This window comes from Paenibacillus sp. FSL H8-0168 (genome assembly GCF_038592955.1).
Classification (GTDB): Bacteria; Bacillota; Bacilli; order Paenibacillales; family Paenibacillaceae; genus Paenibacillus; species Paenibacillus polymyxa_B.
The window spans coordinates 811,711-835,727 of sequence record NZ_CP151948.1 but is presented as its reverse complement, the minus strand read 5'-3'; the positions used below and the strand labels follow the sequence as shown (position 1 = coordinate 835,727).

The window sequence follows — 24,017 nt, the reverse complement described above, 5'->3', positions numbered from 1 at the left end:
ATTCTTACAAGTGAAGATATTTGAACATAATTTTTTTAGTAGCGGACGCCGTATCCGAAAGAACCTTCTACCAGACAGCTCTGAGCAGCAACCCTCGAGCCTTCTACCATAGCGTCCTGAATGTTGCCATTTTTCAAAAAGCTCAGTAAAAAGGCGGTTATATAAGAGTCTCCTGCCCCCATCGTATCCATAGCGTCCACGGAATCAGGCATTTGATAATAGAACTTAGTACCATCATAGGCGATAGATCTATCGCCGCCGCGTGTGGCTACCAGAATTTGCCCCTCTTTTTTTCGATTGGAGCGGATATAGTTCTGTGTCTCTTCATCCGTCATATGGCTACAAGAGAAGAAAGCGAAATCGGCGTACGCAATATATTTCTCCACCTGTGCATCTATGAAATCATCCGAAAAGTCAAAAGAAAGAGGGATTCCCAGCATCTTCAATTCAGGCAGCAAGTGTCCTGTATGACTGTACAAGCCGGTGTGAATAAGGTCGAACCCGCCAACATAGGCCTTGTCATCTTCACTCAGCTTCAGCGGATGGAGACGTGTAACTCCTCCCTCATTGCTGCCCAGAAATACTCTGTCTCCGTCTTCCAAGGTTACACGTGCGCAGCCGTTCTCACCGCTGTGATATCTGCACCGTGAAATGTCGATTTCCAGCTCACGGAGAATGTGTTCCACATGCTGTGCTTCGTTATCATCTCCGAATACTCCGATAAAGGCTGCATCTACTCCCGCTTTTTTGGCAAACACACTGAAATTAAGCGCATTGCCGCCAGGATACATCATGCGCAGATGAACATATTTATCTACCACATTATCGCCAATGCCTAGAACTTTCATGATGGTTTCCTCCTGTTGGTAAGTGCGCTTAGTAAGCTACCTTGCCCATATAACGACGAGTTTCCAGTGGGTGATTGCGTACATTTGCGAGTGCTTCACGATAAACACATACAATGCTGTAAAATAAAACCGGGTTAAAAAACTCGACGACCTCGTCGGCAATGGTTCCGATTCCAAGCTCCTTTGCATCAATCACTTCCACTTTCTCGGCATATTGATTCAGGAAAGTCTGTGCCCGCTCATCCAATGCCCGTGTGCGTCCTTCGTTGATCATCAGAATAAATGGAGTTTCTTTATCCGTTACTTCAAACGGTCCGTGGAAAAATTCACCGGAATGGATTGAAGCCGCATGAAGCCATTGCATTTCCATCAGAGAACAGATAGCAAATCCGTACGCATGTCCATAAGAAGCTCCGCTGGTCAGGATATAGAAGAGATCTTCATTGCGATATTTGTCAGCGAATACACTGGCACGCGGTTCAACTTGTATTTTTGCCCGGTTAATAATTCCATTGATTGCTCCCAAGCCGTTCTGGAAAGCTTGATAATGCACATAGCCTTCAGCGATTTGAAGCAGCTCAACAGCAAGCTCCAAAATAATAGCCATCGGGTTATTTTTGACATCGCTCTCATCTCCCCACTCGTAGAGGAATGAATAATCAGAATAATTGAGCAGTGTCGCTTCACTATTGTGGGTTAAGCCGATGGTGTAAGCGCCTTTCTCTTTGGCTGATTTAGCAGCCGCAACCGACTCCGGCGTGTTTCCTCCATGGGAACAAACGATGACTACAGCGTTTTTACCTAATCGTTTTGGCAGCGCATGCACAAACTCATTCGCCGTATACATCCCTGCTACCAGCTTCTTTGCTTCACTGTCCAGAAAATATTTTGAGGGATACATATCGACTAATGAGCCCCCGCAGGCTACTAAATACACCTCAGAAATCTCTCCACTTGCTTGTTCATAAATCGTCTGAACCGTCTGTTGTACATTCATTTTTACCTCTCCTTTTTATATAACGTTATATAACGTATTGTTTACGAGATAAATATAAGCGCTTTCAATAAAAGTGTCAAGCCCATTTATTTGATGAACTTATGATCTGCATTATAAAAGCTCTAATCCTCGTGTGAACGGAATTAGAGCTCCTTTTTTAGATTTAATTCATTGATAGGTGGTTGGCAATAACGAGGCTACTCCTACAATATACGCACAAAAAATATGGTCTTACAAATGGGTTTGTCCGAATAAACTTAAATAGACAAATACATAACATCCAATAATACTCAAGGAGGAAAAAGGACATTAATACATTTATCAGTTATATTTTTCTAGGTCTGTCACTTTCGGCTCCCATTGGACCGATTAATGCCGCACAGTTGGATCGAGGCATCAAGAATGGTTTTTGGCACGCCTGGTTTATTGGGCTTGGTGCAATAACCGCAGACATTATCTATATGCTGCTTGTTTATTTGGGAATGATTCACCTTCTTAATGCTCCGTTTGTCAAAGCTTTTTTATGGCTGTTTGGTTTTTTCGTACTTGTGTATACAGGTATTGAAAGCATCAAAAATGCAGGTGTGATTTCAGAATCCGAATTAAGGGGAAATGGTAATACATTAAGTAACTCATTTATGTCCGGTTTTCTAATGTCATTATTTAATCCCCTCTCCATCCTTTTTTGGCTTGGCATTTACGGATCCATACTCGCAAACGTCGCTAATACATATCCAGTACAACAGCTAATGATCTATAGCGGAGCGATTGTATTAGGCGTGTTACTCTGGGATGTGACCATGGCAGCCGCTTCAAGTATTTTCCGGCGGTTCCTAAAAACCGGCTTGCTTAAAACCATTTCTTGGATGTCCGGATTATCTCTTATCGGTTTTGGCTTTTATTTTGGCGTACAAGCATTTCAATTACTTTTTTTACGCTAATGCTTAACTCACTGACAACGTTAATGAGATTCCTTGGCGTGCTTTCGGCGAACCCATTGTACAATGAGGTCACATATTGCAATTAACAAGACAAGCAGTAAGCTGATATACACTCCCGGGCGGCTAAGTTTATGAAAAAATGATCCGACCACGGCCATAGCTATCAACAACAATCCAATCCAACGTTTAATATTGTTTGATTTGCTCGATTCCAGTAGCTTACCTGAAGACAGCAAAATAAAGCACCAATTATACAACAGCATTAAACCCGCTGCAGTAGTGATATATTCATATACTTTTCCCGGTAGCAGCAACGACATTACGATGGCTGAGATTAATCCAACGGAGATCAAACTAAGTGCATAAAGAGGATATTTGCCCTTCCACTTCCGTGAAAATAATGTGGGCGCATCTCCTTCCTGTGCAAGCGTAAGCATCATAGATGTCTCTGCGTATAGGGATGCTGTCATTGTGGAGAACCCTGCAATAATAAGCACTCCATTAAATAAATGAGGCACAAAAACCAAATGATCGCTGCTAAGCGCAAGCACAAAAGGACTTTCTTTCGGGTTAAAGGCACTTAATGGCACCATAGACACAGCCAGACCAATCGAAAGCACATACACTGCAACCAGTGTAATCAGCATTACCTTGCCTGCTTTAGGTGCATCCTCCGGTTTTTGAAGCCGATTAGACATAATTCCGAGTACTTCAATACCTCCGTATGCATAAAAGGCAAAAATAAAAGATGACCACAATCCTATGCCCCCAGTCGGAAAAAATTCTTTGTAACTGATGGGGAACCTCGGATTATATTTTCCTCCTCCGATCCAGCCTGCCAAAAGAGCAACGGCCAAGACCAGAAACATAACAATAGCTGCCATCTTTATGATGGCCAGTACATTTTCAACTCGATCAAAACCCTTATTGCCAAAAAAAACAATCACAAGCCCTAAAATCCCGAAGCCTGCTGCGAATATCCACATCGGTACCTGAGGAAACCAAAAGCGTGAGAATATAGATAGCGCGGTTAGTTGGCTCCCATTGATAAGCAATTCTGAGAACCAATACACCCATCCACTGCCGAATCCTGCCCAACTTCCAAATGCTTTTTGGGCATAGGAACGGAAAGAACCCTGTTCAGGATGATCTGCCGTCATGCGCGAAAGGGCATCAAACACCACATATGTTCCCACTGCTGCAAAAAAGTATGCAATCAGCACGGCTGGACCACCTATGGAGATCGCTAAGCCAGACCCGAGGAAATATCCTGTACCAATGGTACCTGCAACGCCTAATAAGCTAAGTTGCCACCATTTTAGTTTTTGATCTTTTTGCTTAACAGCTGAAGACTTGCCCATAATGAAAATCACCCTATTCCTGATATTGAGACCTAGTTCTTCGATATTATGTTTGCCTTCTTCACCATATTTCATGTGGACAGCAATTCATTTCGTTATTTGTGATTTCTAGGATTAGTGTGACTATTTATATAATAAAAAAGCACCAGCAAACTCGTTTAAGGTTTGCTGATACTTTTTCTACATAAAACCAGAGACTTCATTTGGGACTAAATAAATAATTCTTTTATTGCGTTAATTAATTATCAAAATTTAGACAAAGAAAGTGCTTTGTCTGCATTTTGAATATCCATTTGTATTTGCTGATCCGGATCATAAGCGTTATAGTAACCATTGTTCTTCATATAATTAAAAATTTGTTCATGAAGATTAACAGCTTTGCTGCATATCCTACAGAATTTCAATTCTGGTGAAAGCTCTAACTGAGTTTTTCTCACACAAAAAAAGCTCCTTCAAAGCCACAATAATTAATGGTCTTATAGGAGCTTTATCCTAGTAGGAGCTGAGCAGTGAAGACTCAAATTCTAATCATGACTTTTAGGACAAAATCAGATATGGATGCTTCCAGAAAATCCATCCACTTCGTCTTCAGGTTGTTGATCAGAGCTGACGTTGTGCTCCTCCATCGTATTAGTATACGTTTGAGAGGAGCCATTTTTATAAGCTTCGCTCCAGTCTTCGTTGATCGTGTGTGCCGGGATAATCCAATCTTCCGGGCTATAACCTGGATGTTGTACACCTATATTTCCTTGCAAACCGGGATATTCATCCGGTTTAGAGAAAAGAGTCCCTACCTCAATCATGCTTCCTTCATAGGCTTGGCAAATTTCCAATGCAGACAGCACATCCTGGTTCTCAATATGAACACTGAGACCTGTGTCACCATTTGTGCTGGCGGAGTATCCAATTTCCTTTAATGTTTCACAGGCTTGGGCAGCTTGCTGCGGATCACGAAATTGAAAACGGAAAGAACCTGTATCCATGTGTTTCATCTCCTCTGAAGTAGCTATTTGGTTAATTGGGGTTCATCAAGCTAGGTATGTTATTTTTAATATAACCAAGCGGAACAGTATTTTTACATTCAAAACCTTTATTTTTCAAAAATTTACTTTAAAGCTTTGAAATTAAATAGTTAAAAAAGCAGCTACTGTGACAAATCGCATGTTTTCGCTACGTAAATCCCTTTATGCTAGTAACAAGGGTATGGTTGCCCGGTCATCCGAGCCGAGCGGTCAAAGGATGCCCAAATCCATACATAAAGGCGGAATGAAGATGATAGATTACCGAACATTGGTGACACAGCAATCCATGCATTTGTATAGCGTGTTTGCCAAGTCATTCAAAAGTGTAAACGAACATGCGGTTGCTGGCATCAAAACGGTGGGCTTCAACCCAACGGCCTTCGCCGTGATGGAAGTTTTATATCACAAGGGCGCGCAGCCAATCCAACAAATTGGAGCAAAGCTGCTTCTGCAAAGCGGAAATGTCACTTATGTTATTGACAAGCTGGAAAGCCGCGGTTATTTGCACCGTCACCCGTGCGACCAAGATCGTCGGATTATATATGCAGAATTGACGGACGAAGGACAACGTGTCATGGACGAAATTTATCCTGATTATACACGTCAGATTGAACGTGCCTTTAGCGGAATCAGTGAAACCGAAAGAGATCAACTCATCGGCTTGCTTAAAAAATTGGGCCGTAGCGCTGATAACTTGTCACCTTATCACAAATAGAATGAATAGTAATTTTAGCAACTGATCGTTTGTGAATAAACGAACAATCTTATAGCTGTGCTAAACAAAAATTTAGATTTACACAGAAAAGTCCACCCTTATATTCATGGGTGGACTTTTCATATACCTGAATAGAGCGAAATATGCCCAAGCTTACGAGCAGCATAAGTACCTGCTATCGACTAAAATGTTTGACTACTACATTATTAAAAATTGCTGGACCGCCATCGGAAAACAGAGTGATTCTCTGATCCTCTAACCGTGGAAATATTAAAGAGGAATAAGCTACTTCTCCACCATCGACAAACACTTCAATACTGGTTTTATCGACGAGAATGTTCAGGTGAACCTTTTTCTTATTAGTATCAAAAGGCGCCTTGCTCTCCACATATTTTCCACTCTGATCCGGCTGCCCGGTGTTGGCTCTATTTACGTAGGAGTATTGACCGTCTACTGAGACACCCACATCGACATGACGCTTGCCATCCGTCGACTCTCGAAGCCTCAATCCTACATTTTTAATCGTGGACCAAGATACATCCGCCTCTAACTGATAGGCATCGCCTGCTACCGGAAGCCGGTGAGCACCCTCTACTTTAATCGTTCCTAATGATTTTTTGGATGTTTGGAATCGCTCCAAATTGGGTACCGGCTGTGAAACCAAACGATATCCAGCATCTGCCGTAACTTTTAGTCGAATTTGGCGAACAATCGAATCCATTCCATTAAAGCCTTCCTTTAGGGTAGGCGTGTTATTGGCATAATCCCAATTATTCATCCAGGCCAGAGCATAACGGTGACTATATTTATCTTTGTCTTTTCCTTCCTCGAACGTAACTGCACCATACCAGTCAAACCCATAATCCAGCCACTCAGGTTCACTGTGATTAGGGAGAAATGCTTCTCCATTAAAATCTCCCGTCCAATAGGCATACGTGTTGGGTCCGCCTGTTGATTTGCTATTGGCGCTCACACCTAGAATCCATTGATAGGTTCCATCATCCGCACGCATCCGGTAAAGGTCAGGACATTCCACAAGCCCAATATTTTCCGTTTGAAAGCCGCTCGTATACCGCCAATTCTTTAAATTATCAGACTCATAAAAACCAATCTTCGTTCCCTCTGCCATGACCATCACCCATTGATTACGTTGAGTATCTCGGATGATTTTGGGATCTCTGAAGTCCTTTGTACCGGGGTTGGACATCACAGGCTTGTTGCGGTAAGAAGTAAACGTCTTGCCTTTGTCCTTACTGTACCACAAAAATTGTTCCTGCTTTCCGCCATCTGCGGAGGGCTGCGTCACAATGGCTACCAGCGTGCCTTTTCCAAAACCTGCGGTATTATTATCATCGATCACGACCGAACCGGACCAAGGATCTCCATTCGGGTTCGTATATTTTGGAATCGCCACCCCTTCATCTTTCCAATGTACCAGGTCGGTTGATGTGGCATGTCGCCATTCTGTACCGTTCTTTTTGGGATAGTCACGATTATATAAATAGTAATAATGATATTTTTCATCAAAATAAATGGGCCGTTGAGGATCATTCTTCCACTTATCCGGAACGGTAAAATGATAGGATGCCCGGTAGGTTGGTGTTGTATGCTTACTTTGATTAGCTTGATTTTTGGGAATTGCAGCAGGTTTTTGGGGTTTGGCTGCATCCTGTTGGTACATACTCCATCCCATAGCTATAAATATAGTTAAGCCTGTGATAATTACAACGGATCGTATCCAAATGCTCTTGGGAGTTTTTTTTTTCATTATGACGATCCTCCTTACCTTTCATTGCATCGTTATGTACCGCCCGATGGACGACAGATCGGTAAGCTACCAAGCTGCCGCCTTCGGACATACTGTATAAGCTACTTATTTCTTTCCATAATTATATGGAGGTTCTTTTTTGTCATCCGTTGGATCAATCGTGATTTGCCCTTGCTCCAGAATACCGTTTTTCACAACAGAGGTTTTCGAGCCTTTAATATTCAGCAGGAAGCTTGGTGCGAAAGTAGATTTGTGATCCGGGAAAAGCCCGCGATTAGTCATATAACTCGAAACGACTACGTTATTGCCTTTGCCTTGCGGGATAGCAAAATGGGCATACGTCCAGGTAATATCATCACGATCCAGATCCTGATGAAGAACGAGACCGGTTCCATTCAGCGGTTTATAAGGCCCTGTCAAGGAAGTAGAAACATAACCCAGCATGTAAATATCATCGTCACCGATCGCATCTACAGTCACCTTGGAACCTCTCGTACTCGTAAATAAATACCACAAACCGTTCATTTTGAACACATTCGCCCGTTCAATTTCATCTGTTACCAGATTGGATGCAATCAAAGGAGGCATTACATTTTTCAACGTATAATCATCATTCAATTCAACGATACCCAGTGCGCCGTTCGCCAGCTCAGCTCCCTTTTTCTTAGGACTTTGCAGCAGGTTTTGTTGCTCTTCCGTGAAAAATTTCTTATTGCCGCCATAATAAGCTGGGTTTTGAATTGAATCTTCGCCCTGATAGCCTGTTTCTGTCCCTGTGTTGGCTTCAAATATAATATATTTGTGGCCTTGATCCTCGACATAGTGAGGGTCTCTAAAGGTATGATTATCCATTTCCACTCCGACGCTTTGCAGAACATTTTGATAGGTTTTGCCATCACCACCGTCATAGATCGGTTTCAAATCCTCGATACCATCCACTTTCAGTGTCTCCTCATCAGGCTGAGAGAGATTAATTTGAGCCGTAGTCAAGGTCTGTTTACCGTATAGTTGGTTATTCGGCTCAAAGGGCTGTCTGCTGGTATAGAATAAACGTACTTGTCCATCAGCGGTTAACGTAGCAGAACCGGACCATTCTTCTGACTGATTTTTTAGAATCGGATCGTTGGCAAGTAATTTATCATTGTCTTTAAATACTCTTCCGGCATTTTTCCAGCCGCTCAGCGAGGTATTACCCGCTTTTTGATAGAACAGATATATAAATGTATCCTCTGCTCTTTTAGGATCGCCTGCTAATCCAAAAACGATATTATACCCTTTGTAATTGGCTACTGTGCCATCGGCATTTTGTAACGGCCAAGAGTCCCAGACATCGAAATCAATCAGCTTGCCTGAGCTGTCGCGACCCATAGCAGAAGGAATATTTTTAATTGTAGACGCATCGAAGGACGGAACCTCATATTTCTCTTTGCCTTGCTGTTTGAAAATATTCAGCATGTCATTACGCGTAATTTGCGTAAATGCATTGTCTGTTTTGAGATCAAATGCATCATTTTCCTCGGCAAAAGCCTGAACGCCACCTCCTAACAGCAAGGTAGTTGCTACTGTTGCAGTGGCTGCTTTACTGAACCATTTGTTAAACTTCAAGTACTCCATCTCCCTTAATCTAATTATGCTTCTAGATTTGAAACCCAACTTTTTGGTTGTTAGGGCCATTTTATATGGTATGTCAAACGATTGATATAGACTGAAAAGCCCTATTATGTGAGGTAAGAAAACAGGTCCCTCTATGAATTTCATCCTCATATTTTCCTAGTAATTTTCTGAAAATTCTTATTTTTTTCATTTTCATTACATTCAGAAAAATTTGCTACTTGATTTTTTTCCGTGTCCCATTTTGCTAGGTTGGTTGCTTCATTCACATGCAAATTCGTTCTAAAATAAATCATACAAAGCCCAATTTGTAAGCGGATTCAAAAAAATGGTTCCTTAGTACCCTACAGCTCAATTCAGAAACAAATTTTTTGTTACAATTTCTTAAGACTTTTTTACCATTTTGTTACCTATACCCTATGAATATATAGCAACTCTAGGGGGTTTTTATCTCCTTTTTGTATACCGGGGAATTTATCGGTCCTATACGAGGTGGCTATTTTGCTGAATCAGTAGGAGGAGAGACCATTGCATAAAGAGACAGCCCGGACCCTTATTTGGTGCACCGGACTGTCTCTTTATCATGAAAGATTTATATTATTTTTTTATGCGTGTTCTCTTTGTGGTGTCTTTACGCGCTGATCTGCCTCTTCTTCCGTACCCGGCGGACGGTTCCGCAGTCCGAGGACGACAAACCAGCTAATAACCGCAATAACGACCATGATAACGAACAGGGAATGCAGACTGTTTTCCAGTACAGAACGAAGTAATCCGGCAACCTTGTCACTTAGACTCTGTGAAGCATGCGGGGCCAGCAGACCATTAATATCCTCCTGCGTAACCCCTTGCTGAGTTAGCTGTCCATCGGCTGTCTGGGCAGCGATGCGATAGTTCAGCCATGAACCGAAGGCTGCAACCCCGATCGTTTGCCCCAACGTACGCAGGAACGTATTCAAAGCTGTAGACGCGCCACGCAACTGGAACCCGACCGAGGACTGGGCAATAATCGTAAACACAGTTATCGAGAAGCCGAATCCCAGTCCATACAACAATGTAGACAGGAACAGCAGCCAGATCGGAGCCGTTTGGCCCATCAAGGTCATGACGAAAGCCCCCAATACAATCAGGGTCAGCCCAATCAAAGAGGTTCGACGCGAGCCCAGGGTCAGCAAAATGCGTCCTCCGATCATGGAGCCAAATAGCCAGCCTACGGACATTGGAGCCAAGGCGAGACCAGATGAAGCGGCATCTCCACCGTGTACACCTTGAATCCATAGTGGAAGATAGCTAGTCAGTCCGATCAATAGAGTGCTGACTAACAGGGCTGCGGCACAGGAAAAAGCAATATCCCGTATCCCAAATAGCTTTAGTGGCACCATCGGTTCCTGAGCGCGTTTTTCAATAACCAAAAACAGAATCAGGAACAAAATGGCTACGGCAGCCAAGGCCAGCAATTCAGGAGAAGCCCAGCCGATATACTGCCCACCCAGTGCCAATACGAGCAAGAGGGCCGTCATCCCGATGGTAAAGGTAACCGCTCCCGGGACGTCAATACGTGCGGTACGCTTGCTTACCTGTTCACGCAAGTAACGGGCGATGAAGAACATAGCCAGCAATCCAAAGGGGACGTTAAAGCCGAAAATCCACTCCCAGCCAAAATAGGTAACCACATAACCGCCCAAGAGAGGCCCGATCAGGGAAGAAATTCCCCATACGGAGCTGATCATGCCTTGGACTTTGCCGCGTTCCTCCATTTTGTATATATCACCGATGATGGTAAAGGTAACGGGAATGACACCACCCGCACCAATCCCTTGTATAGCCCGGTAGATAATAAGCTGCTCCATACTACCAGCCATCATACAAAGCAACGAGCCAAGTACAAACAACGAACAGCCGATTAAAAAAATGGGTTTTCGGCCAAACAAATCGCTAAGCTTGCCGAAAATGGGCGTGGTCACAGCCATCGTCAGCAAATATGCCGTGAAAATCCAACTGAGCAATTTCACGCTACCCAGCTCGCTAACAATCGTCGGTCCCGCTGGACCGATAACCGTTCCTTCAATTGCGGCCAGAAAAGTGGCCAATAGAACACCTGTCAGCACGAGTCCGCGCTTCATGGGTTTATCGTTTCCCAAGCAAATCACAAATCCTTCCCTTATAAAAACTGTGTTGTATCTGTGCGGTTTGCCTTTCCAGAATGGATTATTACCCGCCCCGCATAATCGTAAACAGGCGGCCTATATAGGCCGCCTGTTTTGTACGATGTATATATATTATTGTCTACATATCGTTAATTTTTGTCAACTATAATCGTATGATTAATCTCACTATTTTCCATTTTATAGAGATGGCCCTCTTCTATGCACAGAACATCGCTGGCAAAGCTTTCAGCTACCTGCATATCGTGGGTGATGACCAGAAAAGCCGCACCTTCGGCAGACTGCTCTGTGCACATACGAAGTAGAATATTCGCTCCTTCGTAATCCGTTCCTGCGGTAGGCTCATCCAAAATGTATAGCTTTTTGGGCAAGATGAACTGTGCCGCAACGCTCAAGAGCCTTTTTTCGCCTCCACTTAGCAGGTACGGGGAGGCATCCAGTCTGTGCTCCAGCCTGGCGGAAGCCAGTAAGCGCTGCGCCCGTTCCACATATGCGGTGGGAACCGGCTCCCCGGTCCGTAAACCAAGCTTGGCGCGCACGCTGTACAAGCACTCCTCCCACACCGTTGCAGCTGCAAACTGATGCTCTGGCTGCTGGAACACATAGCCGATTCCGGCAGCCAGCTGGTGAATGGGCAGCTTCACCATATCCTGCCCCTCCCACCGCATGCACCCCTTCGGTGCTGGGAGCAGGCCCATGAGCAACTTGCCGAGCGTGGTTTTACCCGAGCCGTTCTCACCCAGCAACACGGCTCGTTCACCGGGCGCAAGAGTTAGGCTCACACCCTTTAGCGCTGCCCGCTGGCTACCAGGATAGGTGAAGGTCAATCCCTTCACCTCCAACAACGGCTGCCCAGCGCGGTCCGCTGCTGAGCCGGGATTCACCCCGGGCTCACGCGGCATGTCTCCCCTCCCTGCGGGAGAGGGGAGCAGCCCCAAGGAGGCCAGCTGCGCACCATGTTCGCGCAGCAGCGTTTCTGGGGGACCCTGCAGCTGCACGGTCCCCCCCTTCAAGACGATGACGCGCTGTGCTGCCCGCGCGCCATCGTCTATGCGGCCGGACGCGGTAACTACCGTCCGGCCTTCGGCATGGAGCCGCCGACATAGCAGGGCGAAGTCGCGTACAGCCGGCGGGTCCAACTGCGCAGCTGCGTCGTCGAACACGACCAGCGGCGCTTCCAACGCCAGTACCGCAGCAATCGCGGTGCGTTGGCGCTGGCCTCCCGAGAGGCGCCGCACGAAGGAGTCGCGCTCGGGAGCTAGGCCGACGGCCTCCAGCGCAGCGGCAATGCGCTGCGCTATTTCTGCCGGAGGCACGCGCAGGTTCTCCGGCCCAAAAGCAATCTCGTCTTCGACGATTCCCTGCACCAGCTGGGCATCCGGGTCCTGAAGCACCACGCCGACAGTGGTGGCGACAGTAGCCAAATCAGCGGTATCGGGGTCCATCCCGTACACGGTCAGCTCCCCCGTCCGTTCGCCTTCACCGGAACGGGACAACCCGCCATGAAGCAGTTGACATAGCGTAGACTTTCCACTTCCGCTGGCTCCAACAATGGCTACATGCTCGCCCACCGCAATGTCCAGTGTCAGACCATGTAAAGCTGGCTCCACCTGGTCATCATACCGATAGCCAAAATTCTTCAAGGATATGGCTATTTTACTGCTAGAGTTATAATCGCTATGTTCATTCATAATTGAAATATCCTCGATCCCCATTGTTGAAGATATAACCACATGTATAGCCACGGCTATGCACGTGAAGCGCGTCCCAGTTCAAAACGTTTTAACAGTCCCGTACGATTTAAAGCATCACCCAGCACTTTCGTTAGCAGACCGCACAGGACAATGCCGCTCAGGATACGAACGACCAGTGCAATCGTCAGCACCTTCCAGCCCCAATGCATATAGCCAAACATATTGGCTGCGACAATAAACCACAGCGGAACCATAGCCCCACCCACTAGCATCAGCGAAACTGCGTTCCAGCGTCGATACCGCAACAAGGCAAATACCAACTCAGCCGCAATCATATAGCAGACAGCCGCCGCGATAATAGAAGCAATTCCATAGGCAGAGCCCATAAAGGATTGCACCACCGCGCCAAATGCATAAGCAATAACCGCCGTACCCGGCTTACGAATAATATAATAAGCCAACAAGCCGTATATCATGTACAGCCCGACAATAGAGGAAGTAGCGATAGGCCCTCCCAGACTGTTTAATGTTTTGTTAATGAGCGACAAATACACGGTCATGACACCGTTCAACGTGGCCAGCATCGCCATGAGTACGATATCCAGCGTTGTAAACTTTGCAAACATACGAGATTCCTTCATATGTATTTCTTGACTCCTCTCCCTATCTAATCTATAAGACTACAGCTCTGTTCCTTGTACAAGCTGTTATTATATAAATGTATTCATCTGCGGCCTTATTGTCAACCTAATTATATTTAACAGGTTGACAATAAGGCCGAAAATAAGAGGCTTCACTTTATAAGCTCCACCATAAAACAGCCGTAGTTAATACAGCAGTCACCGCACATAAGTTGCCTAAACGCCCATTGTTCAGTGTACGAAGATATGTCCGTTCTGCATAAGCACCGAAACCTTTGCCCTCCATAGCCAGCGCCGTCTGCTGAACCCGTCTTACAGCATTCACCAACACGGCAGCCGCATACCCGCTCCACCATGATAACCGATTGCTCCACCCTCGTGGTGGTTCCTGTCCACGAACACGCCGTGCTGCCATAATGGTTCTCCCTTCTTCTTCCAATAAGGGGAGAAACGTCAGTGCCACCGAAATACCGAACGCAAACCGATAAGGAACACGCAAGCGCAGATTCAATGCCTGCACAAAATCTCGGGGATCGGTCGTCGAGAGATAGATATAAGATGCCAAAAACAACACAAAAATCCGCAACGTTAACGCCCCTGCGATGTCCAGTCCCTCTGCTGTAATCACAATGGGTCCCCATGCAGCCACGGTATGTCCTTCTCGAATCGCTAGGATAGACAGTATAAAATACGGGATGCCTAACCCAATCAGGAATGACATAGCCCGAAGCTGGCGTTCTAAGGGCAAACGTGCGCCCAAGCCAGCCACGGCAATCAGTACAGCCAAGAGAACTGCTTCCCGTAGCGTCGAATCCCAAACCATCGACAGGAGGCTAAAGCATCCCACCCATATTAGCTTACTTAACGGCCCTAGCTTGTGCAGTGGTGATGAACCGCCGTTATACTGAAACAGCATTTCGTTGTGCCTCCAGTCTGAGCCATTCTTCGTGCAGTAAAGAATACATCAGCATATCCTTAAAGCCTGTAGATGTATGCTGCACCTGCCGCAACAGTCCTTCCTGTGTCCAGCCCATCGAGGACAGCAGAGCTTGCGAGCCTGTATTGCGCGGGTTCACCAGCGCTTCGATCCGATTCAACCGAATCGTGTTATACCCGAATGACAGAACCAAGCGTAGCGCCTCGGTCATGTAACCCTGTCGCCAATAAGGCTTGGCTATTTCATAACCAATCTCGGCTTTATAAGCTCCCTCCGTCTGCCAATAATTAAAACCACAGCTTCCAATCAACTTCCCGTTCTCCTTCAGCTCTATTCCCCAGCGCAGCGCATCCTCCGTCTTCGCCAGCTCATTCAACAGCTCAATCATATCCTCTGCGTCCTCACGTCCTGACATACCAGAAAGGTTCATATAACGGTGAACCTCCGGGTCAGACCAGCAAGCGAACATTGTAGCCGCATCCCCGCTTTCCATCCTTCGCAGCCGAAGACGCGCACTTTCCAGCAGTGGTATATGCCCCTTACATGCATATGCACACATGTTCAATCATCCTTCCAGCATTAAAATGACAATAAATATACGCTACATTTAAGCATACACCTTCAACAAACACAACCTTATTTAAAGCTGCGAAGCTTATATATATATAAATAGCCCTCCTGTTCCTAGGGTTAGGAATTAGAAGGGCATCTTCTATATTATAAGAGATTAAACTGTGGTGCGAGTCGGTTTCTTCACAACATCCTTGTACAGTACGCCCAGCATCGACTGAATTTCCTGTAATTCATCGATCCCTGCGCCGGTAATGCTGAACATATCATCATGCGGTGTCAGAAAGTTTTCCTGCGTCAGGTTTTCAAGCTCCTGCTTGACCTCACGTTCTCCTACACGGTAACCGCGCTCTTCCAACACAGGTTGAATATCTCTTACCGTGAGATCGTTCTGATGTGCATAAGAAAGCATCTGTATACGGATAAACAAGTTCTGAACATCTGCATGCATAATTGTAACTCCTCCCTGGCCTAGGCCACCATGTTACACTGTTTTTACCCATAGAGGATAAGCTGGAAACAGATGAGGGCAACCCTCGCTGAATTACTTTCTATATTGTTTGTCCCGCTAAAACGTATAGCTTTCCCCTTCCCAAAATGATTCTGTACAGAGATTAGAGTACGGAGTGTACGAAAAGGTTACAGAGTGATTTTCCACTTGACTGAATATATACAATCGTTATATCTTGAATTAATTAACCAATGGTAAAAGTGAATTGGATAATTACCTATTTTTTACGATATATACAACACTTAATGTAAAAATTTAATGTTAGGAGCGTGAACCCTACATGTTTCAAGCTATTCCTTACGAAGGCACACGTCATGAACAATTCGAATCGGTTCTTGGACAACTCCGGGCACTTATTCATGATGAATCCAATACCATTGCCAATCTGGCAAATGCTTCAGCACTACTTGGTCATTTCCTTCCAGATATTAATTGGAGCGGTTTCTATCTTTATGATGGCACTGAGCTTGTACTTGGTCCTTTCCAGGGCTTACCTGCATGTATACGGATTCCATTAGGACGTGGCGTATGCGGTACCGCAGCCGCAGAACAACGAACGCTTGTTATAGATGATGTACATGCGTTTCCAGGACATATTGCCTGTGACGCTGCTTCCAATAGTGAAATCGTTATTCCGCTTGTCAAGAATGGGGAACTGATTGGAGTGCTGGACATTGACAGCCCACTAAAAGGCCGCTTTGATCACGAAGATCGTGTATTCCTAGAGGAATTTACGGCTATTCTGGTAGCCAGCCTATAACCAAAAATAGCGCATATATATCGTCTTCCTTCGCCACAATATAGGAGGGTCTGAAACCCAAAACTATCCGGCGAAGGAGATTGATGATTCATGTACAACAACATGGCTCCACAACAACAACTTCATCAATGTGAACAAATCATGCAGCAATTGGTACAACAAACACAGCAAGGAACTGCCATGTATCAGCAGTTGCTGCAACAGGAACAACAAAATGCATCCAGTCTTGAAAGCCTGGTGCAACGTGAACGAAGCGCAGCTCAAATGATCCAAACTGCAATTCAGCATCACCAGCAGGCTATGCAGCAATACCAGCAAGTGATTCAACTGTGTAGTCAGTTGGAAAACTCCATCCGTTCCAGCAATCAAATGACTCAGCCTGGATTTGGCGATAGCTTTGCTTCCCGCAGTATGCAACCAACCTCCTTTAATACAGGAAGCCACATGAATCACAGCTTTCCGCAACATATGGGAACGACTGGACAGCATTTCGCAAGCAGTGGCATGCAACATTACGGAAACAACAGTCAGCAAGGCATGAGAACAGCACAAAGCAGCATGTAAGCTGCTTTACACACAAAAAGGGTGAACAGCAGGCCATCGGAATTGGCTTGTTGTTCACCCCTTTGTTAATTTAATTCCCGTTCGGCTAAAACCTTCATCCCGTCTCGCAAATACTCAGCCAGTCCGGGGCGATAGCCTTCATACATTTTATTGAAATCCTCATGCTCTACATACAAGTCTCCCAGCCCACTATAAATTTCTGCTGTAGGGGTATAGAATCGGCTTACCCATTGAAGATGACGGCGGATTAGCGCCTGTACTTCTTCACTGTTATGCTTCAATCCTTTATTCATGGCTTCTGCCAGCCGCCGATGAATCTGGTCAGCCTCTGCCTGCGAATCCAAATAATCCTCTTTGCTCCAGTTCTTCGTCGCCGTCTTGCTCTCCTGAATTGTTTCCTGAGCCTCTTGACCATAACGGTCTGTCAAATCACGTTCATACATTTCCTGCTTTTCCGGATTAAATCCTTGGTACATGTGCTCTGGTTTCATTGCTTGTTCCCCTTTCAAATGAGCCACCGTTTCGTCGATGGTCTGTAGGAGAGTATGCAAGCGGAAGACTTTGGCCTCGACCTTGGCTCGATGCTCCTGCAAAACCTCGGCCTTTTGTTCCTTGGTTTGCTCCAGCACATTTCCAATTTCAGATAAAGGCAAATCCAGTTCCCTGTACATCATGATTTGCTGAAGCCTCAACAGTTGTTCCTGTTCGTAATAGCGATATCCATTATTTCCAATATGATGCGGTTTCAGCAATCCGATTTCATCATAATAATGCAATGTTCGTACGCTGATTCCCGACAGATTAGATACTTCCTTCACCGTATAAGCCATTCCGCTTCACCTCCCTTGTTTGACAGTGTACAGTCTCACGTGGCGTGAGAGTCAACGCCCCCACTTGCCCACCTTGGTACTACACTTTTACCCTGTAAGCGCGTTGTGAACCGCCCATTTGCCAACCATTTTCCATACTTACGACCTAGAATCTGCATCTTTAGAAATCTATGCAAAAAAAGCCCTCCAGCACGTATTCTCAAATATGCCGGGGGCTCCATATATTCGATTTGACTTTACCACTATTTACAGATCATACGATACCTAAGAAAGGCTTTTCCCCATAACCACATGATCATAAAAAGCTATCTTTTGAATAATTTTCTCCAAATTGTGCTGCGTTTGTGCCACATGTTCTTCTACTTTCTTTTTGTGGGCTACAAGGAAGTCTCTTCTCTCTTGGATTGTGGCTTCTCCTTTTACATTTAGCTCAAGGTATGCCTTAATTTCTTCAATGGTCATCCCTGTATCTTTCATAGCCATAAGGAACCTAATCCAATCGATTTGTTTTTCGGTATATACCCTTCTTCCACCTTCATCCCGACCCACATCAGGTAATATGCCTTCTTTTTCATAGTAACGAAGAGTAGATGCGGGCAATCCGCTCTTCATTTGAACTTCTTTAATGGAGTACATAGTTATTCCCCTCCTCGTTCTTTTATTTTCTCTTCAAGTCAGCTTTAACGATAAGTATAAGTTTTCATAGTAAAGAGTGCAAAATTAAGATTCCTACTACCTTGCAGCAGCGAGGCAACCTTCTTATGGCCCGTTAATCCAGATAGAAAATAGAACGTGGGCATTTGTGCCTCATAACGAAAATCGTCGACATGACTGATAATATCGTCCACAATCTGGTCGGTCTAGAGACCTTCACGTGCTAATCGAGTTAATACCCGCACTGCCTTATACTGCGTCCAATCGTACACACCAAACGCCACCTCATACAACATGGGAATCAATTGCCACCTAGAATATTCTTTATGAATATATATCGGAAATTCTTTATAATCTCCTCAACACGTTTCTCTCCATAACAAAACATATTTTGGAAATTACTTGTATACTTTTCAACAGTTTACTAAATATATGCGATTGCTTCTCTAAGCCTATTCTTTTTTATCATAACTATTTAGTATTATAAGGATATAAAAAAAGGAGGTTATCATTTGAAAAGTACAGGTATGACACGTCCCCTAGATGCGTTAGGCCGCATCGTTATTCCCAAAGAAATGCGAATTTCCATGGATTATAATGTGGGTGATCCTGTTGAGATTTTTGCAGATGAGGAAACTGGTATTCTTGCCTTTCGAAAATATACTGGGGTGACGTGTAAAATGTGTGGTTCAACAGAACAATTAACTTATTTTAGAGACAGCTTTATTTGCGGGGAATGTATTGAAAGTTTAAAAAAGGGAATACATTTTAGCCCTATCCTAAGACCAGCCAAATCAGCTTTATCCAACTCACAACGATCTATTAAAGAGCCCAAACGTCTGCGACGATCGACACAACAGATGATCGAAAGTCTAAAAGAATTAATGCAAAAACACCCCAATGCAGCACAGCACGAATATGCCAAAATACTTGAGGTTTCCCAAGCCCGTATATCCCAGCTCAAAAAAATGCTCTAACTACAGCTTGATACCCTACATAGATATACACCAGAGATTTCATCATGTGTAGCTACTTTTGAACCGTGATACGCAGCATCATAGCTAACCGACAAAACGCATGAACGTCCATGCGAAAATTCCACACTAGGTATAAAGAACCAGTGAATGACTTGCAAGCGATAACGCCTATAAGCAGAAGGCTGTGCTACATTTAATAATGATTCCTGAATTAAAAAATGACCTTCTTTAATCTGAGAAGGTCATTTCATTTATTTATTCATTTTTCTATGGTGGGCCAGCCTATACTTTTCCATTTCGTCAGCTTTTCGTAATTTCATTACATCTCCTCCTCATAAAAAAATAGTATTCGTTATAGGAAGAGAAAGGAAGTGTGAATCTAATATGAACAAACCTGCTCAAATTATTTCAATTCTTCTACTTTCCGTAAGTGTAAGTGCGTTTGCTGGTTGTGGAAAGCAGGAAACAACGGATACATCTACCAATGAAACAGTACCAACAACCTCAGAAACGGTAGTAAAAGAAGGAATAGATCCATCAGCCGACCTGCAAAGCTTAGACGAGATCAAATGGAATGATGTTAAAGACCCTCTTATTGAGGATGCCATGATAACAAAACTCAAAGTAGCAGTAGCTGCCTTCGTGTCAAAAGATTTGGATCAATTCCATGCTGTGCTAGGTGCAGACGTCGGAACAGGTCACGATTACCTCTTCGATCATCCGGTGAAGTTTACTAGTATTGCCGAAGCTGTAAAAGAAAATAATCGGATATTGATACCTGTTGTAGGGGAACGACTGATTAATGAAGAAGGATATTCACCCGATATACAATATATCTTCTATTTTGAAAAAGATAAAGATGGCGCATGGCAAATTGTTTCAATTGATTAATTAGCTAGCGGGCAGGTTAACAAGGAGTCGATATATGGTATTTTTAGCATAATTAAGTTGAATTTCGTGTGTTATACTAAAAAAACATGCTAGGACTTATAAGAATGAATCCACTGTTGAAGGAGGATAAAAATGTATAATTTTATAGTCCCCCCAGTAGAACCACAACAGTAGGATCTACTGTGAAGGTATCTACATGAAGTTTGATGTTCCTTTTCCATAGATTCTACTGTATGCAAGGGCAGACTTTATCTATATTTCTAATTTCTCTTGAGTAATAAAAAGAACAGGAATCAAGAATATCGATGATAATAATAGTTGTACAATCGTGATCTCCAGTCCATTCATATTCCTAATGAATTTGTTGGTCAAAGTCAGGATTGCATAAAAAGTTGCTGCAATAAGTCCATATACGATACGATACCAATCAAATGATTGCCGTCTTCTCCGTTACTCGCGCTCTGTAAAATTAAAATCAACCCGAAAAGGGCAGCACAGGCGCATATAGAACTACAAATGAGTAACCTCTCATTTTATTGAAGTCAACTTCAAAAATAATTAAAGGCAGCCGTCCAGAAGGGATGGACTGCCTTTTTTAATTAACGGGCTGACAATAGGGATCGTTGCAAAATTCAATTTAAAGGAGAGATACACACCTTGTCTAAACATTCTTCTCATCGTTCGATGGGGTCGTTACAACCACATTTTGCAACCACTACTGAAGTGAGTAATTTTGTTAATCTATGGGGAATATTTACTGTGAATGGTCAACAGATCGTTGCTTAAAGGTGCCGCCTGTAGATGCACGTGATGCCTTTTGGGTTAGCCACTGGCTACTTCGATTCCCCTAATGCTTAATCCTCTGGCTCTGAACATAAATATTAGGCTTTGCTGGACATGTCTGCAATCTGGCGAAGCCACTTCTTACGCGTATTTTCATCAGATTGAGGTACCGACTCGAAAAATAGATGATACATGACGTCAAGTCCACAGTATTCAAATATACCTTTGTCGGACGTCAGGCGAAGGGCTTGATCCATACCATTGCTGGCATATTCCGCATGTGATTTCCCTTGCGTATTGAGGATAATAGCTTTCTTTCCCTTGAGCATTCCCATCTGCACTCCATTTACATATTTATAAGCAAATCCGTAAGAGAATACGCGGTCAATATATCCCTTCATAATGGCTGGCATCCCCGTCCACCAAATAGGATAAATAAAGGTGATTACCTCTGCCCATTGCAAAAATTCCTGTTCACGTACAACATCTTCTCCGATTCCTCCAATAACCTCGCTGCTGCTAACCACAGGTTGAAAGTTGATTGCATATAGATCACGAACAACCACATCATGTCCTTTTTGCTTTAGCCCCTCGACTGCTGTGGTCAAAATTGCATGATTAAAGCTTCCCTCGGATGGATGTGCGTAAATAATAAGATGCTTCATGTTCTCTCCTCCATTCACTTTAAAATAAGTGATTGATCAATTACTTAACTTCGTGCTCCTTCAATCAACTGAATATGCTCAATCCATAGTTCCGATAAAGATACGTTCAGTAAACTTGAGCGGTATCCTGCTCATGAATATCACCTCCGTTGCTTGTTAATTCAGTTAGTGATTGATCAATTACTAATGATTGGCCTCAGTATAGTATATTCCTTTTTACTTTGCAAGTGCTTTTTGTTCAACTTTATATAAAAGATTGTAAAAAGATCTGATCCCAAGGCAATGTTATTATCGCTGTTCAAAGAAAATAAAGGCCACCAGTTGATGTCCATTAAGGTGTGATGTCAAGAATCACTTAATATGACTTTATAATGTCATGTTATAAGGTGTATGCTACCGAGAGAGGTGAAGCGTATGCCGTTAAGCAGACATTTTGAAATCGTTTATATGTTACTCCATAAGAAAAAAGTGACTGCTGATGAATTGGCAGAGCATTTTGAGGTTTCCACACGAACGATTTATCGGGACATAGATGCCTTAAGCGCAGCTGGGATTCCCATCTACAGCAGTAGAGGCAAGGGGGGCGGAATATCATTGATGGAGGGTTATGTCTTTAACACCTCTTTACTGTCCGAGCAGGAACAAGATGATATCTTAATGGCCCTTCAGAGTGTAGCTACAGCTACCATCCCACAGGTAGAAGAAGTGCTAAACAAGTTGAGTAGGCTTTTTAAAAAAGACATGGGAAACTGGATCGAAGTAGATTTTTCGCCATGGGGAAGCCAGAACAGCCAGAGACAGCTATTCACTCTTATACGCAACGCAATAATCACAAACCGTGTTATAAAGTTCCGCTATTATAACGTCGCCGGGGAACAGAGTTATCGTAGCGTCGAACCTGCCAAGCTCTTGTTTAAAGATAAATCCTGGTATGTGGAAGGTTACTGTTTAAATACCGAAAGTCATCGTGTATTTAAGATTAGCCGAATGAAAGAGATTGCAGTTACCGAAAATAGTTATGAGCCAAGAACAGTCGTAGCATCTACAGATACAAAGATGAACGACTTGCTTCATACCATAGAAGTAACTCTTCACATTTCTGCTCAAGGAGCTTACCGCGTATACGATGAATTTGCCGAGAAAACAATTACTCAGAAGGAAGACGGCTCTTATTCCGTCACGGCACAATTTCCTGTAGGCAATTGGCTGGACAGTTATCTGCTGTCCTTTGGTCCCCTCCTTATAGAGGTTAGCCCCGAACAAGTACGTACAAGAATATTGTCTCATTTAGAAACGATGAAAAGAAATTTAAATGATCCTCTATAATATGACACCATGTAGTCATATTATTACTGCTATGATGAGTTTGAAGTTATCGCTCACAACATACTCACCATAGGAGGTTGAAGGATCAATGAATCCACATAGAACCCTGCCACCGGCAGTAGAAACTTACTTTACATCAGCGAACAAATCCCAGCTTGAAGTACTTACTTCCGCTTTCGATAAAGATGCGTTGATCTTGGATAATCATCGCGAAATCAAAGGTATGGAAGCCATAAAATCATGGTGTGAAGCAGAAATATTGAGGCCGAATGTCACCTTTGAGATCGTGGATATGGATGACAGTAATAATACCATCGTCGTAATTGCGAAAGTAGACGGAGACTTTGATAAATCAAATCTTCCCGATCCACTCCTACTTAAACATCAATTTCTAGTAAACAACAATAAAATTAAAGAACTGATTATTACACTTCCGTAAAGGAATTAAAAAAATAAGAAAGGGAAAACGAATATGCCCGCTTATGTTGTTTTTATACGTGAACAGAGTACCGATCAAACTGAACTCCAACTCTATTCTGAGTTGGCACCGGCAGGTTTGGCGGGACATTCCGTCAAACCCCTAGCAATGTATGGCGCATACCAAGTCCTCGAAGGACCCGCTATTGAAGGGCTGGCCATCTTGGAATTCCCCACTTTTGAGGAAGCACAAGCTTGGTACTTTAGTCCAGCCTATCAAAAAGCCCTAAAGCATCGACTGCGCGGAGGGCGGTACCGGGGTGTCATTGTCGATAGTTTGTAAGGTTCGCAAGACAAGTGAACTCGGAGTGG

General features: G+C 43.9%; 25 protein-coding genes. 9 read left to right on the top strand and 16 right to left on the bottom strand.

What is annotated here, in order from left to right:
• Nucleotides 1–35: 35 nt before the first annotated feature.
• Nucleotides 36–848 carry a PfkB family carbohydrate kinase gene (locus MHI21_RS03835; RefSeq protein WP_342419469.1) on the bottom strand — a complete coding sequence of 271 codons (813 nt, stop codon included), beginning with the start codon at nucleotides 846–848 and terminating at the stop codon, nucleotides 36–38.
• Nucleotides 849–876: 28 nt separating this feature from the next.
• Nucleotides 877–1,845: an SIS domain-containing protein gene (locus MHI21_RS03830; RefSeq protein WP_235307214.1), complete on the bottom strand. Its 969-nt coding sequence runs from the start codon at nucleotides 1,843–1,845 to the stop codon at nucleotides 877–879.
• A gap of 308 nt (nucleotides 1,846–2,153) precedes the next feature.
• Between MHI21_RS03830 and MHI21_RS03825 the strand changes: the two genes are divergently transcribed.
• Entirely contained in the window at nucleotides 2,154–2,786 is a 633-nt protein-coding gene (locus MHI21_RS03825) for a LysE family transporter (protein WP_081112522.1), read from the top strand.
• A gap of 20 nt (nucleotides 2,787–2,806) precedes the next feature.
• Here the strand turns inward: MHI21_RS03825 and MHI21_RS03820 are convergent, their stop codons facing one another.
• The 3 genes from MHI21_RS03820 to MHI21_RS03810 form a co-directional block, all read right to left on the bottom strand.
• Nucleotides 2,807–4,147, bottom strand: a complete 1,341-nt coding sequence (locus MHI21_RS03820; protein WP_341162298.1) for an amino acid permease — start codon at nucleotides 4,145–4,147, stop codon at nucleotides 2,807–2,809.
• Between the two features lie 245 nt (nucleotides 4,148–4,392).
• Nucleotides 4,393–4,584 (bottom strand): spore coat protein, encoded by a 192-nt coding sequence (locus MHI21_RS03815; protein ID WP_341162299.1) that lies wholly within the window; start codon nucleotides 4,582–4,584, stop codon nucleotides 4,393–4,395.
• Nucleotides 4,585–4,695: 111 nt separating this feature from the next.
• Nucleotides 4,696–5,130, bottom strand: a complete 435-nt coding sequence (locus tag MHI21_RS03810) for a hypothetical protein (RefSeq protein ID WP_103046978.1) — start codon at nucleotides 5,128–5,130, stop codon at nucleotides 4,696–4,698.
• Nucleotides 5,131–5,419: 289 nt separating this feature from the next.
• Here MHI21_RS03810 and MHI21_RS03805 point away from each other — a divergent pair, with 289 nt between their 5' ends.
• On the top strand, nucleotides 5,420–5,884 hold the full coding sequence (locus MHI21_RS03805; RefSeq protein ID WP_013369372.1) for a MarR family transcriptional regulator: 465 nt from the start codon (nucleotides 5,420–5,422) through the stop codon (nucleotides 5,882–5,884).
• 175 nt (nucleotides 5,885–6,059) lie between these two features.
• On the opposite strand, the gene MHI21_RS03800 is transcribed toward MHI21_RS03805, so the two are convergent.
• The 8 genes from MHI21_RS03800 to MHI21_RS03765 form a co-directional block, all read right to left on the bottom strand.
• Nucleotides 6,060–7,652 carry a glycoside hydrolase family 32 protein gene (locus MHI21_RS03800; RefSeq protein ID WP_341162300.1) on the bottom strand — a complete coding sequence of 531 codons (1,593 nt, stop codon included), beginning with the start codon at nucleotides 7,650–7,652 and terminating at the stop codon, nucleotides 6,060–6,062.
• 105 nt (nucleotides 7,653–7,757) lie between these two features.
• Nucleotides 7,758–9,257 (bottom strand): glycoside hydrolase family 68 protein, encoded by a 1,500-nt coding sequence (locus tag MHI21_RS03795; protein ID WP_342419468.1) that lies wholly within the window; start codon nucleotides 9,255–9,257, stop codon nucleotides 7,758–7,760.
• A 611-nt stretch (nucleotides 9,258–9,868) separates the two neighbouring features.
• Entirely contained in the window at nucleotides 9,869–11,383 is a 1,515-nt protein-coding gene (locus tag MHI21_RS03790) for an MDR family MFS transporter (protein WP_341162302.1), read from the bottom strand.
• Nucleotides 11,384–11,556: 173 nt separating this feature from the next.
• Nucleotides 11,557–13,116 carry an ABC transporter ATP-binding protein gene (locus MHI21_RS03785; RefSeq protein WP_342419467.1) on the bottom strand — a complete coding sequence of 520 codons (1,560 nt, stop codon included), beginning with the start codon at nucleotides 13,114–13,116 and terminating at the stop codon, nucleotides 11,557–11,559.
• Between the two features lie 56 nt (nucleotides 13,117–13,172).
• The gene (locus MHI21_RS03780) at nucleotides 13,173–13,760 is read right to left on the bottom strand and encodes an ECF transporter S component (RefSeq protein ID WP_235307211.1); all 588 of its coding nucleotides are present in this window, start codon (nucleotides 13,758–13,760) and stop codon (nucleotides 13,173–13,175) included.
• 157 nt (nucleotides 13,761–13,917) lie between these two features.
• Nucleotides 13,918–14,676, bottom strand: coding sequence for an energy-coupling factor transporter transmembrane component T (locus MHI21_RS03775; protein WP_342419466.1), 759 nt, complete (start codon nucleotides 14,674–14,676; stop codon nucleotides 13,918–13,920).
• Nucleotides 14,660–15,256: a GNAT family protein gene (locus MHI21_RS03770; protein ID WP_342419465.1), complete on the bottom strand. Its 597-nt coding sequence runs from the start codon at nucleotides 15,254–15,256 to the stop codon at nucleotides 14,660–14,662. The genes MHI21_RS03775 and MHI21_RS03770 overlap by 17 nt, the downstream gene beginning before the upstream one ends.
• Nucleotides 15,257–15,424: 168 nt before the next feature.
• Nucleotides 15,425–15,718, bottom strand: a complete 294-nt coding sequence (locus tag MHI21_RS03765; RefSeq protein ID WP_061831300.1) for a hypothetical protein — start codon at nucleotides 15,716–15,718, stop codon at nucleotides 15,425–15,427.
• A gap of 340 nt (nucleotides 15,719–16,058) precedes the next feature.
• Between MHI21_RS03765 and MHI21_RS03760 the strand changes: the two genes are divergently transcribed.
• A complete protein-coding gene (locus MHI21_RS03760; protein ID WP_025719270.1) occupies nucleotides 16,059–16,538 on the top strand; it encodes a GAF domain-containing protein in 480 nt (159 codons plus the stop codon).
• Nucleotides 16,539–16,628: 90 nt separating this feature from the next.
• Complete coding sequence (locus MHI21_RS03755; protein WP_250267424.1) at nucleotides 16,629–17,102, top strand: hypothetical protein; 474 nt, start codon at nucleotides 16,629–16,631, stop codon at nucleotides 17,100–17,102.
• A gap of 65 nt (nucleotides 17,103–17,167) precedes the next feature.
• Here MHI21_RS03755 and MHI21_RS03750 read toward each other — a convergent pair whose 3' ends face one another.
• Both MHI21_RS03750 and MHI21_RS03745 read right to left on the bottom strand, forming a co-directional pair.
• Nucleotides 17,168–17,932 (bottom strand): MerR family transcriptional regulator, encoded by a 765-nt coding sequence (locus tag MHI21_RS03750; protein ID WP_254327348.1) that lies wholly within the window; start codon nucleotides 17,930–17,932, stop codon nucleotides 17,168–17,170.
• Between the two features lie 264 nt (nucleotides 17,933–18,196).
• On the bottom strand, nucleotides 18,197–18,568 hold the full coding sequence (locus MHI21_RS03745) for a MerR family transcriptional regulator (protein WP_069291070.1): 372 nt from the start codon (nucleotides 18,566–18,568) through the stop codon (nucleotides 18,197–18,199).
• A 530-nt stretch (nucleotides 18,569–19,098) separates the two neighbouring features.
• Between MHI21_RS03745 and MHI21_RS03740 the strand changes: the two genes are divergently transcribed.
• Nucleotides 19,099–19,563, top strand: coding sequence for an AbrB/MazE/SpoVT family DNA-binding domain-containing protein (locus MHI21_RS03740; RefSeq protein ID WP_013308700.1), 465 nt, complete (start codon nucleotides 19,099–19,101; stop codon nucleotides 19,561–19,563).
• Between the two features lie 384 nt (nucleotides 19,564–19,947).
• The gene (locus MHI21_RS03735; protein WP_342419464.1) at nucleotides 19,948–20,454 is read left to right on the top strand and encodes a hypothetical protein; all 507 of its coding nucleotides are present in this window, start codon (nucleotides 19,948–19,950) and stop codon (nucleotides 20,452–20,454) included.
• 881 nt (nucleotides 20,455–21,335) lie between these two features.
• Here MHI21_RS03735 and MHI21_RS03730 read toward each other — a convergent pair.
• Entirely contained in the window at nucleotides 21,336–21,902 is a 567-nt protein-coding gene (locus tag MHI21_RS03730) for an NAD(P)H-dependent oxidoreductase (RefSeq protein ID WP_342419463.1), read from the bottom strand.
• A 414-nt stretch (nucleotides 21,903–22,316) separates the two neighbouring features.
• Between MHI21_RS03730 and MHI21_RS03725 the strand changes: the two genes are divergently transcribed.
• From MHI21_RS03725 to MHI21_RS03715, 3 genes are all read left to right on the top strand, one after another.
• Nucleotides 22,317–23,228 carry a YafY family protein gene (locus MHI21_RS03725; protein WP_342419462.1) on the top strand — a complete coding sequence of 304 codons (912 nt, stop codon included), beginning with the start codon at nucleotides 22,317–22,319 and terminating at the stop codon, nucleotides 23,226–23,228.
• 88 nt (nucleotides 23,229–23,316) lie between these two features.
• Nucleotides 23,317–23,667: a nuclear transport factor 2 family protein gene (locus MHI21_RS03720; RefSeq protein ID WP_069291065.1), complete on the top strand. Its 351-nt coding sequence runs from the start codon at nucleotides 23,317–23,319 to the stop codon at nucleotides 23,665–23,667.
• Between the two features lie 33 nt (nucleotides 23,668–23,700).
• Nucleotides 23,701–23,988 carry a DUF1330 domain-containing protein gene (locus MHI21_RS03715; protein WP_322161478.1) on the top strand — a complete coding sequence of 96 codons (288 nt, stop codon included), beginning with the start codon at nucleotides 23,701–23,703 and terminating at the stop codon, nucleotides 23,986–23,988.
• Nucleotides 23,989–24,017: the final 29 nt, after the last annotated feature.